Genomic DNA, 15,013 nt, shown 5'->3' with positions numbered 1-15,013 from the left:
TCGTGCAAAACACCTGACTATCGATAAAAACTCATTGAAGCCATGACGCTGGCGCATGCCTCATCGCGAGGCATGCGCTCGCCTTTTTCGTGCTGTCAGACGGCCCGAATCACGTGTTTGATTTCCTGGAAAGCCTGCAAGCCCCATGGCCCCAATTCGCGGCCGATGCTGCTCTGTTTGTAGCCACCCCAAGCGGTCTGCGGGAAGATCACTTGCGGCGCGTTGATCCACACAAGCCCCGCCTGCAAAGCGTTGGCGACCCGATCAGCCGCTTCGGCGTCGCGCGTGACCACGCTGGCCACCAGGCCGAATTGGCTGTCGTTGGCCAGGGCAATCGCCTCGGCTTCAGAGGTAAAACTGCGCACGCAAATCACCGGACCGAAAATCTCTTCGCACCACAGCGCACTGTCGAGGGGCACGTCGATGAAAATAGTCGGCTGCAAAAAAAAGCCGCGTGACAGGTCCGCCGGACGATTACCGCCGCAGATCAACTTCGCCCCAGCGCTCAAACCGCGATCGATGTGCCCCAGCACACGTTGGTATTGCGCCTGATTGACCAGTGCGCCCATTTCCACGTTCGGGTCGAACGGGTCGGCCACGCGAATGGCTTCGGCGCGGGCCTTCAATCGCGCTACAAATTTATCCGCCAGCTCATCGGAAACCAGCACGCGGCTGGTGGCGGAACACATCTGCCCGGCGTTGAAGAAACCACCGCCACAGGCCACTTCCACGGCCAGCTCGATGTCGGCATCGGCGAGCACCAGCAGCGAAGATTTGCCGCCCAATTCCAGGCTCACACCCTTCACGGTTTCCGCCGCCCGCTGCATCACCTGCACCCCCACTGCGTTGCTGCCGGTGAAGGAAATCTTGGCGATGCGTGGGTCAGCCGACAGTGGTGCGCCAACAGCCAGGCCGGTGCCGCAGACCAGATTGAACACACCGTTTGGCAGACCGGCCTCGGCAATGATCGTCGCCAGTTCCAGCTCCGGCAGCGGCGTCACTTCCGACGGTTTGAGCACCACGCAGCAACCGGCGGCCAGGGCCGGGGCGAGTTTCCAGGCGGTGGTGACCATCGGGAAATTCCACGGCACGATCAGCCCCACCACACCGCATGGCTCGCGGCGCAAACGGGCGCTGAACTCGTCGCTCGGCAACGCCACGGCGTTGTCCTGTTTCGCGTCCAGGCCTTCGGCCAGATCGGCGTAATACTCGAACGTGGCGATTACATCGTCGACGTCGATGGCCGCTTCGAACAGCGGTTTACCATTGTTGCTCGACTGCAACTTCATCAACTGCTCACGACCGGCCTGCACGCCTGCGGCGATTCTGCGCAGGATCGCCCCGCGCTCGGCGCCGGTGGTTTTCGACCATTCTTTGAAAGCGTTGGTCGCCGCCGTGACGGCCTGATCGACAGCGTGTTCATCGCCGCCGTTGACGGTTGTCAGCAGCGCTTCGGTCGCCGGGTTGATCACGCGTAAATGTTCGTTGCCGGCCGACCATTGACCGTCGATGTACAGACCGTCGAGTGCCGTTGGGAAAGTCATGCGGAAAGTCATTTCGACACCGCCTTCATCCACGAAGTCTGATCGATTTCAATCAGGGTCGGGCCCTGGCGATCGGTGGCGAGACGCAGCGCGCTGCGCAGTTCTTCGACACCGCTAACTGCCTCGGCCGCGCAACCCAGCGCCTTGGCTACACCAATGAAGTCCGGGGTGTAGATGTCCACGCCAACTGGCTCGATGTCGCGGTTGACCATGTATTTCTTGATCTCTTCGTAGCCCTGGTTATTCCACAGCAGGACGATCACCGGGGTGCGCGCTTCCACCGCACTGGCCAGCTCCGGCAGAGTGAATTGCAGACCACCGTCGCCAATCAGGCACACCACCGGAGGGCGTGCGCCACCTTCGACGCTGCCACCGAGCCAGGCGCCAATCGCCGCTGGCAAGGCGTAACCGAGGGTGCCGTAACCGGTGGACGAGTTGAACCAGCGGCGCGGGCGTTCCGGGTTAAATGTGAGGTTGCCGGTGTACACCGGTTGGGTCGAATCGCCGACAAAAACCGCGTTCGGCAATTCGTGCAAAACAGTTTCCAGGAAGCGGGTCTGGGCCAGCGTCGGGGCGTCCCAGGATGCGGCCAATTCATCGCGCAAACGCACGGCACGCACCTGGCCCCAATCGTTGCGACGCTCGGCCAGCGACTGGTGGGACAGCGCACTCAGCAAGGCCTGAGCGGCGTTGCGCGAGTCGGCGACCAACGCGACTTTCGGCGGGTAATTACGCACGGTCTGGTCGGGGTCGATGTCCACGCGCAGCAGCACGCCGGGAATGTCGAAGCCGCCAGCGAAGGTGATGTCGTAATCGGTTTCGGCCAGTTCGGTGCCGATGGCCAGCACCACGTCGGCTTCGGCGACCAGCGCGCGAGTGGCTACCAGGCTTTGGGTCGAACCGATCAGCAGCGGGTGGCTGGATTCGAGCATGCCTTTGGCATTGATGGTCAGGGCCACCGGCGCATCCAGCAGTTCCGCCAGTTCAGTCAGTTCGGCCGCGGCATCGATGGCGCCACCACCGGCGAGAATCAATGGGCGCTTGGCACCGGCCAGCCAGTCGGTCATGCGGCTGATCGCGCTTGGCGAAGCACCAGCGCGATCGATGTTCACCGGCACGCTGGCGAGCAAGTCATCGGCCTCTTCGACCAACACGTCCAACGGGATTTCGATGTGTACGGGACGCGGACGGCCAGCCTGGAACAGCGCGAAGGCGCGGGCCAACACGCCCGGCAATTCAGCCGCCGACATCAAGGTGTGGGAGAACGCCGCCACGCCGCCGACCAGCGCGCTCTGGTTTGGCAGTTCATGCAGCTTGCCGCGACCGCCGCCCAATTGGCTGCGCGATTGCACGCTGGAAATCACCAGCATCGGGATAGAGTCGGCGTAAGCCTGACCCATGGCGGTGGTGATGTTGGTCATGCCAGGGCCGGTGATGATGAAGCACACACCCGGTTTGCCGCTGGTGCGCGCATAACCGTCGGCCATGAAACCGGCGCCCTGTTCGTGACGCGGAGTGACGTGGTTGATGCTCGAACGGGCCAGCCCGCGATACAGCTCCACGGTATGCACCCCGGGAATGCCGAACACCTGCTCGACCCCGTAATCTTCGAGTAACTTGACCAATACTTCGCCGCACGTCGCCATGTCTTTGCCCTTTTTGTTCGTTTGAGACGCCGGGCCTGCGCAGTGTTTATGATGGGTTGGCAGGTCCAGGGATGGCCTCATTGGAACGGGCGACGCGTAGCCGCAACAATGGATAAAAAGTCATACTAGCCATGTCTTCACGTCATACCTTGGATCCCAATGAAACGATTGCCTCCCCTGCCGGCGCTGCACACTTTTCTGATCACCGCGCAGTGCTGCAACTTCACCCGGGCCGCCGAACAGCTGCACATCACCCAAGGCGCGGTGAGCCGGCAGATCGCCGGGCTGGAAGATCATCTGGGTTATGAGCTGTTCATTCGCCAGGCGCGAGGCTTGAGCCTGACCGCCGAAGGACGGGAATGGCTGCCACGGGTGCAGCAGATTTTCGGCCTGATCGACGAGGCGGTGGAGCAGATCGGCGAGAAGCGCGAAACCCTGCAACTGAAAGCCCCGACCTGCGTGATGCGGTGGCTGTTGCCACGCCTGTTGCAGTGGCAAAAGGAACGCCCGGACGTGCCGGTGGAATTGACCACCACGGTGAAACACGGCGTGGATTTTCATCGCGAGCAGTTCGACGCGGCGGTGATGTATGGCCCGCCGCCGGACAGCTCACTGGCCTCCCGGCATCTGTTCGATGAGCAACTGACGCCCGTGTGTTCCCAACCGATGCTTGAAGGGCCGATGGCTTTGCAGACCCCGGCCGACCTGCAGCAACACTTGTTGCTGCACCCCACCCGCGATGAACGGGACTGGAACGCCTGGCTGAAGGCTGCGGATATTCGGCTGAGCAATGTCGGCAAAGGTCAGCATTTCGAAACCCTGGACCTGGCGATGTCGATGGCGTCCCAGGGGACAGGTGTAGCGATTGGCGATTGGTCGTTGATCGGCGATGACCTGAGTGCCGGACGGCTGGTCATGCCCTTTGACTTGAAGGTGAAAACCGGGTTGGCGTATTACCTGGTGTTCCCCGAGAAACCGGAACCTTCGCCGAAGTTGCGTGAATTGATGGGGTGGTTGGTGGAGCAGGCGCAGAGCCGCTAAGAGATGATCGTTCCCACGCTCCGCGTGGGAATGCAGCCCGGGACGCTCCGCGTCCCTTCCAAAGCCGAACGCGGAGCGTCCGTTGAGGCATTCCCACGCAGAGCGTGGGAACGATCAGACGATCAATACCCGACAGTAAACCGCTGGCGGGAATGCTTCGGTGTTTCCACTTCATCGATCAGCGCAATCGCGAAGTCAGCAAAGGTAATCCAGCTACGGCCTTCGGCACTCACCAGCAAGTCATCCTTGCCAACCCGAAACGAGCTGGTGCGCTCACCTTCGACGAACTCCGCCGACGGCGACAGGAAGGTCCAGTCCAGGTCCTTTTCCTGACGCAAGGTATTCAGGAACGCGGCACCGGCGCTGGCCTCGGCCTTGTATTCCTCGGGGAAGCCTTCGCTGTCGATCACCCGTGAGCCGTCCGGCAGCAACAGCGAACCGGCACCGCCGACCACCAGCAGCCGTTTTACCCCAGCCCTCTTCACCGGCTCGATAATCGCGCTGGCAGGGATGGTGGAGAAATGCGCAGCGCTGATCACCGCATCGTGCCCGGCCACGGCGGCTTGCAATGCTGCGGCGTCGAGCACATCGACGTTTTTGCTCACGACATCGGCACGCGGGGTGATTTTCGAAGTGTCGCGAGCGATGGCGGTGACGCTGTGACCGCGACGCAAGGCCTCTTCCAACAGTTGGCTACCGGCACGACCGGTGGCACCGATGATTGCGATGTTGCTCATGACGTTTCTCCAGTTGGCTTGGGTGAATCTGTATTGAGTTGTGCGGCATCGGGCGACGCAGAACCTGTGGGAGCGTGGCTTGCCCGCGAAGAACGATGACGCGTAATCCCTGAAAAACCGCGGTGCCTTCTTCGCGGGCAAGCCACGCTCCCACAGGATTTTCGTCATCCTCCTCTCCACTGCTCAGCGGATTACCACTTCATCTCGCCCTTGGCGACTTTGGCGCTCAGCTCCAGCGAGCTTTCTTCGCCCAGGGTCGGGTAGCGTTTTTTCATTGCCGCGATCAGTTCGGCAGCGTCTTTCGCCTTGGCGGTTTCTTCGTCGAAAGCCTTGATGTAACCGGCAGTGAACTGCACCGCCGCCAGAGAGCGAGCGCTCTCACCAAGGTAGTGACCCGGTACGATGGTTTTCGGCTTCAGCGCTTCGATCGCCTGCAACGTCGTCAGCCAATCGGCATGGGATTGCGGGGTCTGGGTGTCGGCCATCCACACGTGAATGTTTTCCGCGACCACCACGCCACCGACCACAGCCTTGATCGACGGGATCCACACAAAGCTGCGATCAGGCTGCTTGCCGTCCAGGCCGATCACCTGCAATTTTTGCCCTTCCAGCATCAGGCTGTCGCCCTTGAGCACCTGCGGCACGATGGTTTTGTTCGGTACGTCAGCGCCCATTTTCGGGCCCCAGAATGCCAGTTTGCCGTCGACGGTTTTTTTGATGTGATCAACCGTCGGTTGCGAGGCCAGCACCTTGGCTTTCGGGAACGCTTGGGTGACGGTGTCGAGACCGAAGTAGTAATCCGGGTCACCGTGGCTGATGTAGATGGTGGTCAGTTGCTTGCCGCTGGCGCGAATTTTTTCCACCACCTGTTCGGCCTGGGCTTTGCCGAATTGCGCGTCCACCAGAATCGCTTCTTTCTCGCCGCTGACCAGCACCGAGGTCACCGGGAAGATCGCGTTGGTGCCTGGGTTGTAGACGTCCAGCGTCAGGGTGGACGCCGCAGCGGCATGGGCCGCGAAGCCGAGCGTGGCGGTTGCCAGAAGAATGCGTTTGATTGAAGTGAAGCCGATCATCTGTTGCTCCGTTGTCCGAATGCCGTGTTTGGCGATGGGACAGAGCTTAGTTGCCTGGTTCGATACAAAAAATGCGATGCTTGAACATAGTTTGTTTCTGAAAGCGGGCAAATCATGGATCGTCTACAAGCAATGCGGGTGTTCGTTACGGTGGTGGACCTGGGCAGCCAATCGGCTGCAGCCGATCACCTGGACCTGTCACGGCCGGTGGTTTCACGCTATCTGGCGGAACTGGAAGACTGGGTCGGCGCGCGCCTGATGCACCGCACTACGCGCAAATTGAGTCTGACCGCCGCCGGCAGTGAGATCCTGCCTCGCTGTCGGCAGATGCTCGATTGGTCCACCGACATGCAGGCCGCCGTCAGCGAACCGGACGACGCACCGCGAGGCCTGTTGCGGATCAGCGTCAGCACCTCATTCGGCCAAGCGCAACTGGCGGACGCCATGGCGGCCTACGTCAAACGTTACCCCGGCGTCAGCATCGATATGCAAATGCTCGACCGCACGGTGAACCTGGTGGACGAACGCATCGACCTGGCTATCCGCACCAGCAACGACCTGGACCCGAACCTGATCGCCCGGCGGCTGACGGTCTGCCGCTCAGTGATCTGCGCCTCCCCCGCTTACCTGCGCGAGCACCCGACACCGCAACGGGTCGAGGACCTCAGCCTGCACAACTGCCTGACCCACTCCTACTTCGGCAAAAGCCTCTGGCATTTCGAACAGGACGGAGAGCCTGTTTCGGTGCCGGTGCAGGGCAATATCAGCGCCAACGAAGCCAGCACGCTGTTGCGCGCGACGATGGCCGGCGCCGGCGTGGCGATGCTGCCCAGCTATCAGGCGGGAGTGCATATCCACAGCGGTGAACTGATCCGCCTGCTGCCCCAGGCCGAGCCTCGGCAGATGAACATTTATGCGGTGTATGCCTCACGCAAGCACATGCCGGCGGCGTTGCGCAGCATGCTGGATTTTTTGGTGCTCAGATTTCCCGAAGAACCGGAGTGGGATATCGGGCTTTAAAGCTTCGCCAACTCCTGGATTTGGAATGCATTACTCTGTAGGAGCTGCCGAAGGCTGCGATCTTTTGATCTTCAACGGCGCCGAGAAGATTAAGATCAAAAGATCGCAGCCTTCGGCAGCTCCTACACAACTCACCCGCGCTGACCTATGCTCAAAGCAGTACCGGAAGGTATTCGTTCAGAGGTCAACGCCATGAACATCAAAACAAAAAGATACCTCGCCATTTTCATCACTTGCGCGGCGACGCTGGCGCTGTATGGCACGGCCGCCTGGCGTGTCGAGCAGTTGCGACAAGTGCCCCGCGAATACGCGAGCTGCAACTTCGAACGCTGCATTCCCCACAACGCGACCCTCAATGCCCTCCGGTAACGAACACCCTGTGGCGAGGGGTCAGGCCTCGTTGTCCTGATCGGCATGGTCCTGATCGGCCTTCAAACGGTCGCGAAAGGCCTTCGGTGAAATCCCCACGCGACGCCTGAACAGGCGTGTGAAGTTGGTCGGATCGGAAAACCCCAACACGTCGGACATTTCATAAATGGTCATGCTGGTGTAGGTCAGCAAGCGCTTGGCCTCCAGCAATTGACGCTCGTGCATGATCTGCAACGCCGGTTGCCCCGCCAGCTCACGGCACGTGCCGTTGAGGTGGGACACGGAAATTCCCAGCCGATGAGCCAGGTCCTCGACCTTGACGTGCTGGCGATAGGTTTCTTCCACCAGCTGAATAAAGCCATTGAGGTATTCCCGGGCCCGCTGCGGACGCTGGGTGGCGGTTTGGCGCTGAATCACCTGACGGCTGATCCACACCATGATCACGCTGACCAGCGAATGCATGAGCATTTCGCGCGCCGGTTGATGGCCGGTGTATTCGCTTTGCAGCGCTGAAAACAGGCTGTTGAGGTACTCGCTGTCCTTGCCCGCCGGGTAGCTTTCGGCCTGTGCTAGAGCGTTCACCGAATTGCCCAATTGTGCTTGCAGGTGGGCGATCAGCGGCGCGGCCAGCGTGACGACGAAACCTTCGACGTTCTCGGAAAACCGATAACCATGCACCGATAACGGCGGCAGAATCAGGATTGCCGGCTCGGTCAATTGTGAGCGTTTGCCTTCGATTTCAAGCTCTGCCTGACCTTTGAAAACGAAGAGTAACTGACACAAATCGGCGTGGCGGTGGGGTTTGATTTCCCATTGATGTTCGCGGCTGCGTTTGGAAATGGTTTCACAGTGCAATAAGTCAGGGGTCGGCCAGTCCAGGCTTTCACCGTAGAGTTTGAACACCGGAATCGATGGCAGGTCAGGCTTGTTCATCACTTCAATCCAGGCCTCGAGGGTAACGGGGCGATAATCGCACCGATTGGCAGAATGTACAGGTATCGGCTCAGTTTTCCCCTTCAATTGACAGACTCGCAAGTGAAAAATGCAAGTACTCGATCCATAAAAATCATTCACCGGTCTTGGCCGTGTGGAGCTTGCGAGTCATAAAAACAATGAAAACACTGAAAACCCAAGTCGCGATCATCGGTGCCGGCCCCTCTGGCTTGCTACTCGGCCAATTGCTGCATAACGCCGGCATCGACACCCTGATCCTCGAACGCCAGACCCCGGACTATGTGCTCGGACGCATCCGCGCCGGTGTCCTCGAACAAGGCATGGTAGAGCTGTTGCGTCAGGCTGGAGTGGGTCAGCGCATGGACGCCGAAGGGCTGGTGCATGCAGGCTTCGAACTGGCCCTCGATGGGCGCCGGGTACACATCGATTTGCAGGCGCTGACGGGCGGCAAAACCGTAACGATCTATGGCCAGACCGAGGTCACCCGCGATCTGATGGCCGCTCGTCGGGACGCCGGTGCACAGACGATCTATGAAACCAGCAACGTCGTACCCCACGGCATGAAAACCGCTGAACCCTTTGTCACCTTCGACAAGGACGGCGAAACGTATCGACTCGATTGTGACTACATCGCCGGTTGCGACGGTTTCCATGGCGTGGCGCGGCAGTCGATTCCTACGGACTGCCTGAAAGTGTTCGAGCGGGTTTATCCGTTCGGCTGGCTGGGGATTCTCGCCGACACGCCGCCGGTACATGAAGAGTTGGTCTACGCGCGGCATGAACGGGGTTTTGCGCTGTGCAGCATGCGTTCGCCGACACGTACCCGTTATTACCTCCAGGTTCCGGCCCAGGACAAAGTCGAAGATTGGTCCGATCAGCGCTTCTGGGATGAGCTCAAATCCCGTCTGCCGACTGCCCTCGCCGCCTCTCTGGTGACCGGCCCGTCGATCGAAAAAAGTATCGCGCCGCTGCGCAGTTTTGTGGTCGAGCCGATGCAGTACGGGCGGATGTTCCTGGTCGGCGACGCCGCGCACATTGTCCCGCCCACCGGCGCCAAGGGCCTGAACCTGGCGGCCAGCGACGTCAGTACGTTGTTCAATATTCTGCTGAAGGTTTACCGCGAAGGCCGTGTGGATTTGCTGGAGAAGTATTCCGAGGTCTGCTTGCGGCGGGTGTGGAAAGCCGAGCGGTTTTCCTGGTGGATGACCTCGATGCTGCATCGCTTCGACGAGCATGACGCGTTCAGCCAGCGCATCAGCGAATCGGAGCTGGCCTATTTCGTGGACTCCGAGGCCGGCCGAAAAACCATTGCAGAAAATTACGTCGGCCTTCCTTATGAGGCTATCGAATAGCCTGCTACCGACTTACACTGGCGAGCATCCCGCTCGCCTTGGCTGCTGCGGGTCCATTACTGCCCGCAGGTTTTACCCGTGACCAATCTCAACCAGCCTGAAACGCCCAAACCGGCCATTCGCAGCGTGCTGATCGCCCTGATGCTGGCGATCTTTCTGGGCGCGCTGGACCAGACCATCGTCGCCGTGTCGATGCCGGCCATTTCCGCGCAATTCAAGGATGTCAGCCTGCTGGCCTGGGTGATTTCCGGGTACATGGTGGCGATGACCGTGGCGGTGCCGATCTACGGCAAACTCGGCGATCTGTATGGCCGCCGCAAGTTGATGCTGTTCGGCATGGGGGTGTTCACCCTGGCGTCGTTGTTCTGCGGCATGGCGCAAAGCATGGAGCAACTGGTGCTGGCGCGGATCCTTCAGGGCATCGGTGCCGGCGGGATGATTTCGGTGAGCCAGGCGATCATCGGCGACATCGTTCCGCCCCGCGAACGCGGTCGCTATCAGGGTTACTTCAGCAGCATGTACGCGGTGGCCAGCGTGGCCGGCCCGGTACTCGGTGGCTACATGACCGAATACCTGTCTTGGCGCTGGGTGTTCCTGATCAATATTCCACTGGGCCTGGGTGCCTGGCTGGTAGCCCACCGCACGCTGGTGGGTTTGCCAGTGCCGCAGCGCAAGCCGATCATCGACTACTTCGGCACCTTGCTGATGATCATCGGCCTGACGGCGTTGTTGCTGGGCATCACTCAGGTCGGCCAGGGCCATTCGTGGCGCAGCACCGAAGTGTCGGGTTTGCTCGGTTGTGCGGTGGTGGTGCTGGCCGTGTTCGTCTGGCATGAACGGCGGGCGCGGGAACCGTTGCTGCCGATGCACTTGTTCACCAACCGCAGTGCGATTCTTTGCTGGTGCACGATTTTCTTCACCAGTTTCCAGGCGATTTCCTTGATCGTGCTGATGCCCCTTCGCTTCCAGAGCGTCACCGGCGCCGGGGCCGACAGCGCTGCGCTGCATCTGTTGCCGCTGGCCATGGGTTTGCCGATAGGCGCGTATTTCGCCGGACGCCAGACCTCGGTGAGCGGTCGTTATAAACCGATGATCCTGACTGGTGCCCTGCTGATGCCGTTCTCGATTCTCGGCATGGCGTTCAGTGCGCCTCAGGCGTTTGTGCTGAGCACTCTGTTCATGTTGCTCAGCGGCATCGCCAGCGGTATGCAGTTCCCGACATCGTTGGTGGGTACACAAAACTCGGTGGAACAACGGGATATCGGCGTCGCAACCAGCACGACGAATCTGTTCCGTTCCCTGGGTGGCGCGGTGGGTGTGGCGTTAATGTCGGCGCTGCTGCTGGCGTTGTTGCAGGATTCGAGTTTCGCGCATCTGGCCGGCTCATCGCTGATTGCCGAGGGCCATTCGGGGAATGTCTTGCTCGATGGTTTGAACGCCGCACCGGGGGATGCACAAAACGCCCTGCGCACTGAGCTGCTGCTGACCTTCCGGCATTTGCTGATGGTCAGCGCGGCGGTGTCGCTGTTGGGGCTGGCAGCGGCGATTGCCATGCCGAACAGAGTGTTGCGGGGGCGGGAGGACACGGTTCGATAGGAAGACCGAGGCGCCTGCAATCGCGAGCAGGCTCGCTCCCACATTGGATCTCGGCCGTATGCAACATCTGTGACCAATGGAGATTTACTGTGGGAGCGGGCTTGCTCGCGAAAGCGGTGAGTCAGGCAACATCAATGTTTGCTGTGTCGCCGCCTTCGCGAGCAAGCCCGCTCCCACATGGATTGCGCTTAACTGACTGGCATTGCTCCACAGGCCCCATCACTGCATCGGACTATTAAGGCCGGGTGCGCAGCTGTTGCTGCAGATTCTGGATCTGCGCCTGCAGGGTGTTGATGTTGCGGGTGACCTGGCCGCGGAAGGCGTCGAACTCGGCGGTGTTGGTGCCACCTGGTGTGGCGGCCGGGCGGTTGTCCTGTTGGCTTTTGAGTACGATCATGTCTTGCTCCAGGCGCTCGATAGCGGCGCTTGGATTGCCTTGTTTCTTCAGCGCAACGATGTCAGCGCCCAGGCTTTTGAGTTGGGCGTCGAATTGGCTGGTATCGTCCGGCGCGTTCTTCAACGCGGCCAGTTCGCCGCTCAGGGCTTTGACCTGGGCCTGCAACTGAGCATTGGCGGTTTGTTGTTCGGTGGCTTGCGCGGTCATTTGCGCCAGGCGTTTATCCAGATCAGAGGTCTGCCCCAGTACGCCTTGCTGCTGTTTGCTCTGGTCCTGAAGCTTGCTTTCCAGCTGCTTGCTCTGGTCCTGGAGTTTGCTTTCGAGCTGTTTGATTTGCAGCTTCAACGCTTCACTGCCGGTATTGACGTTGGACTGGCTGGCCACGACCTTGCCGGAAATGTCCTGCAGGCGCCCCGCCGCTTCCTCACTGATGCGCGCGAAACTTTCCTGGGTCGCCACCAGTTGCTGTTCCATCAGCGAGATCTGCTGAAAACTCCACCAGGCAAGGCCGGCGAAGGCAAAGAACAATGCGCCGACCAATGCCCACAGAGGGCCGGTGCTCGGGCCTTTGACCTTGACCACCGGTGTGGTGCGCGAATGCACGGAAGTGCGAGCGGTGGTCGGAAAATCATCGTCATCGAGACTGTTGGCGCGCAGGCTCGGGACATCGTCGAAGTCGTCGTTGGCATCGTTACGCATGGGCATTAGGGTCAACCTTTGTAAAACGCGGTGATGGCTTGATGCGGCGAAGTATAACCCCCGCTGCCGCACCGGTTGACCCTGAACCCCGAACTCGGTTCAGTCAGGGCCGCCCTTGTGTGTCAGCGAATGTCCTGAGCCTTCCACCAGCCGCAGAATTCATCGAGGGCGGTCCAGAGGCTGACTTTCGGATCGTAGTCCAGATAATGCCGTGCGCGACTGATGTCCAGGGTGAAGTTTTTGTTCATGACCTGCATGCCCAGCCGCGACAGTGTCGGCTCGGGACGACCAGGCCACAGCTTGCACACACCCTCGTTGAGCGCGGCAAGGCTGTAGGCCAAACCGTAGGAACGGTAACGGGTAACCTGTGGGACATCCATTTGGCGCATCACGTAATTGACCACATCCCACAACGGAACCGGCGCTCCGTTGCTGATGTTGTAGGCCTTGCCCAAGGCCGAACCGCTGGCCAGCAAGCTGCTGAGCAACGCTTCATTGAGGTTTTGCACGCTGGTGAAATCGACCTTGTTCAGGCCATTGCCGATAATCGCCAACCGCCCTTTGCGCTGCATTTTCAGCAGCCTGGGGAAAATGCTCATGTCGCCGGCGCCCGTCACGAAACGCGGGCGCAGGGCCAGGGTTTCGAGGCCGAATTCCTGCGCACCGAAGACTTTTTGCTCGGCCAGGTATTTGGTCGCGGCATAGGGATGTTTGAAGCGCTTGGGCACCTGTTCTTCAGTCAACCCCAGGTGATCGCGGCCATCGAAGTAGATCGACGGCGACGACAAATGCACCAGGCGCCGAACGCGCTGTTTCAGACAGGCCTCGACCACGTTCTCGGTGACTTCGACGTTGCCTTGATGAAAGTCCTGATACCGCCCCCACAAACCGACAGCGCCGGCGCAATGGACCACGGCGTCAACGTCTGAACACAGGTCGCGCGCCAGTTGCGGGTCGCTCAAGTCGCCCTGAATGAACTCGGCGCCACGGCGCACCAGATGCTCGACACTTTCGGCCCGGCGACCGTTGACCCGCACGTCCAGGCCCTGCTCCAGGGCAAAACGCGCAAAGCGTCCGCCAATGAAGCCGCTTGCGCCGGTGACCAGAATCTTCATGAATTGCTCCGAATATTTCGTTTTGCGTTTTGCGCTTTGCATATTGCGTAGGGCGTGAGGTCTTGACGCTGCCCGTCAGTCCAACGGCACCAGCCATTGCTTCGACGAGCGCACCAATTGATCGGTGAGTAACCCCAACAGCTGACCGCCATTGCGCCAATGATGCCAGTACAGCGGCACATCGATCGGCTTATCTGGCAAAAGCTCCTGCAATTGACCGCGCTCCAGTTGCTCGCGCACCTGCAACTCAGGCACCAGGCCCCAGCCAAGCCCTGCTTCCGTGAGGCGAAGAAAGCCTTCGGACGATGGGCATAAATGATGTTCGAAACCGCCGTCCACACCGAGGGAAGCGAGGTAGCGATGCTGTAGGAAGTCATCCGGGCCAAACACCAGGGCTGGGGTTTTGGCCAACTGATCGGCGCGCACACCGTCGGGAAAATGCCGGGCAATGAAGGCCGGGCTCGCCATCGCACGGTAGCGCATCGCCCCCAACAGAACGCTGCGCGCTCCGGCCACCGGCCGTTCACTGGCGCAGACACACCCCGCCACTTCGCCTGCGCGCATGCGTTTAAGGCCAACGGTCTGGTCTTCTACTACCAAATCGAGCAACAGATGTTGTTCCGCGCAAAAGTCGCCCACCGCCTCGGCCCACCAAGTTGCAAGACTGTCGGCATTCAGCGCGATACGCAGGCGTTCCGGCAGGCCTTCTTCGTCCAGCGCCGGGACCAACGTTTGTAGATCGCGCTCAAGCAATCGCACCTGCTGCACATGGTTAAGCAATCGCCGGCCAATCTCCGTCGGCGCCGGAGGTGTGACCCGCACCAGCACCGGTTGGCCGACGCGTGCCTCCAGCAGTTTGATCCGTTGGGAGATGGCCGATTGGGACAAACCCAACACCTGCGCGGCGCGTTCGAATCCGGCCTGTTCGATCACGGCGGCGAGCGCGGAAAGTAATTTGTAGTCGAACATCAGTTTTCCTAATGGGCGATCAGTACTATTGGTTTTTCTTATACAGCCTTCAACTGGAGAATGGCCAGCAAGAACTCTTGAACAAGGATCACCGATATGGCTGGCGAAACGTCATTGGCAACCCTGCTGCGCAGCATGAGCCCGCAACTCAACGACGGCGAATACGTGTTTTGCACATTGCGCGACGGCAAGCTGCCTGCCGGCCTTGAGATTGTCGGCAGCTTTCGCGAGCGGGAAGGCCTGACGGTGATTCTGGAACGTTCCCACGCTGAAAAGGCCGGTTTCAGCTTCGACTACGTCGCCGCCTGGATCACCTTGAACGTGCACTCGGCCCTCGAAGCCGTCGGTCTGACCGCCGCGTTCGCCACCGCATTGGGCCAGGCCGGCATCAGTTGCAACGTGATCGCCGGCTATTACCACGACCATTTGTTCGTCGGCCAGGCCGATGCCGAACGCGCCCTGCAGGTACTGCGGGATCTGGCGTCCAACGCGGAGTAATAC

General features: G+C 60.4%; 14 protein-coding genes. 6 read left to right on the top strand and 8 right to left on the bottom strand.

The window, feature by feature from the left end:
• Window positions 1–95: 95 nt before the first annotated feature.
• Together TU81_RS13630 and TU81_RS13625 are read right to left on the bottom strand one after the other, a co-directional pair.
• A complete protein-coding gene (locus TU81_RS13630) occupies window positions 96–1,544 on the bottom strand; it encodes an aldehyde dehydrogenase family protein (protein ID WP_048395923.1) in 1,449 nt (482 codons plus the stop codon).
• Between the two features lie 8 nt (window positions 1,545–1,552).
• Complete coding sequence (locus tag TU81_RS13625) at window positions 1,553–3,190, bottom strand: 5-guanidino-2-oxopentanoate decarboxylase (protein ID WP_048395596.1); 1,638 nt, start codon at window positions 3,188–3,190, stop codon at window positions 1,553–1,555.
• Between the two features lie 159 nt (window positions 3,191–3,349).
• Here TU81_RS13625 and TU81_RS13620 point away from each other — a divergent pair, with 159 nt between their 5' ends.
• Complete coding sequence (locus TU81_RS13620; protein ID WP_038981908.1) at window positions 3,350–4,231, top strand: LysR substrate-binding domain-containing protein; 882 nt, start codon at window positions 3,350–3,352, stop codon at window positions 4,229–4,231.
• Between the two features lie 122 nt (window positions 4,232–4,353).
• On the opposite strand, the gene TU81_RS13615 is transcribed toward TU81_RS13620, so the two are convergent.
• Together TU81_RS13615 and TU81_RS13610 are read right to left on the bottom strand one after the other, a co-directional pair.
• Window positions 4,354–4,968 carry an NAD(P)-dependent oxidoreductase gene (locus tag TU81_RS13615; RefSeq protein ID WP_048395595.1) on the bottom strand — a complete coding sequence of 205 codons (615 nt, stop codon included), beginning with the start codon at window positions 4,966–4,968 and terminating at the stop codon, window positions 4,354–4,356.
• Between the two features lie 191 nt (window positions 4,969–5,159).
• Entirely contained in the window at window positions 5,160–6,041 is an 882-nt protein-coding gene (locus TU81_RS13610) for an MBL fold metallo-hydrolase (protein WP_048395594.1), read from the bottom strand.
• A gap of 114 nt (window positions 6,042–6,155) precedes the next feature.
• On the opposite strand from TU81_RS13610, the gene TU81_RS13605 reads away from it, so the two are divergent.
• Both TU81_RS13605 and TU81_RS30495 read left to right on the top strand, forming a co-directional pair.
• Window positions 6,156–7,061 (top strand): LysR family transcriptional regulator, encoded by a 906-nt coding sequence (locus TU81_RS13605; protein ID WP_204369459.1) that lies wholly within the window; start codon window positions 6,156–6,158, stop codon window positions 7,059–7,061.
• 192 nt (window positions 7,062–7,253) lie between these two features.
• Window positions 7,254–7,430, top strand: a complete 177-nt coding sequence (locus tag TU81_RS30495; protein ID WP_167344819.1) for a hypothetical protein — start codon at window positions 7,254–7,256, stop codon at window positions 7,428–7,430.
• Window positions 7,431–7,451: 21 nt separating this feature from the next.
• Here the strand turns inward: TU81_RS30495 and TU81_RS13595 are convergent, their stop codons facing one another.
• Entirely contained in the window at window positions 7,452–8,363 is a 912-nt protein-coding gene (locus tag TU81_RS13595) for a helix-turn-helix domain-containing protein (protein ID WP_048395592.1), read from the bottom strand.
• Window positions 8,364–8,542: 179 nt separating this feature from the next.
• Here TU81_RS13595 and pobA point away from each other — a divergent pair, with 179 nt between their 5' ends.
• Both pobA and TU81_RS13585 read left to right on the top strand, forming a co-directional pair.
• Complete coding sequence (gene pobA / locus TU81_RS13590) at window positions 8,543–9,736, top strand: 4-hydroxybenzoate 3-monooxygenase (protein ID WP_048395591.1); 1,194 nt, start codon at window positions 8,543–8,545, stop codon at window positions 9,734–9,736.
• Window positions 9,737–9,814: 78 nt separating this feature from the next.
• Entirely contained in the window at window positions 9,815–11,332 is a 1,518-nt protein-coding gene (locus TU81_RS13585) for an MDR family MFS transporter (RefSeq protein ID WP_048395590.1), read from the top strand.
• A 235-nt stretch (window positions 11,333–11,567) separates the two neighbouring features.
• Here the strand turns inward: TU81_RS13585 and TU81_RS13580 are convergent, their stop codons facing one another.
• The 3 genes from TU81_RS13580 to TU81_RS13570 form a co-directional block, all read right to left on the bottom strand.
• The gene (locus TU81_RS13580) at window positions 11,568–12,434 is read right to left on the bottom strand and encodes a coiled-coil domain-containing protein (RefSeq protein ID WP_173667520.1); all 867 of its coding nucleotides are present in this window, start codon (window positions 12,432–12,434) and stop codon (window positions 11,568–11,570) included.
• 116 nt (window positions 12,435–12,550) lie between these two features.
• Window positions 12,551–13,543, bottom strand: coding sequence for an NAD-dependent epimerase/dehydratase family protein (locus TU81_RS13575; RefSeq protein ID WP_048395589.1), 993 nt, complete (start codon window positions 13,541–13,543; stop codon window positions 12,551–12,553).
• Window positions 13,544–13,618: 75 nt separating this feature from the next.
• Complete coding sequence (locus TU81_RS13570) at window positions 13,619–14,512, bottom strand: LysR family transcriptional regulator ArgP (protein ID WP_048395587.1); 894 nt, start codon at window positions 14,510–14,512, stop codon at window positions 13,619–13,621.
• Window positions 14,513–14,608: 96 nt separating this feature from the next.
• Between TU81_RS13570 and TU81_RS13565 the strand changes: the two genes are divergently transcribed.
• Window positions 14,609–15,010, top strand: a complete 402-nt coding sequence (locus tag TU81_RS13565) for an ACT domain-containing protein (protein ID WP_038981899.1) — start codon at window positions 14,609–14,611, stop codon at window positions 15,008–15,010.
• Window positions 15,011–15,013: the final 3 nt, after the last annotated feature.

Origin of the sequence: Pseudomonas lini (assembly GCF_001042905.1) — a bacterium.
Taxonomy (GTDB): Bacteria; Pseudomonadota; Gammaproteobacteria; order Pseudomonadales; family Pseudomonadaceae; genus Aquipseudomonas; species Aquipseudomonas lini.
The sequence above is the reverse complement of the archived record's forward strand: the minus strand, read 5'-3'. Positions and strand labels throughout refer to the sequence as shown.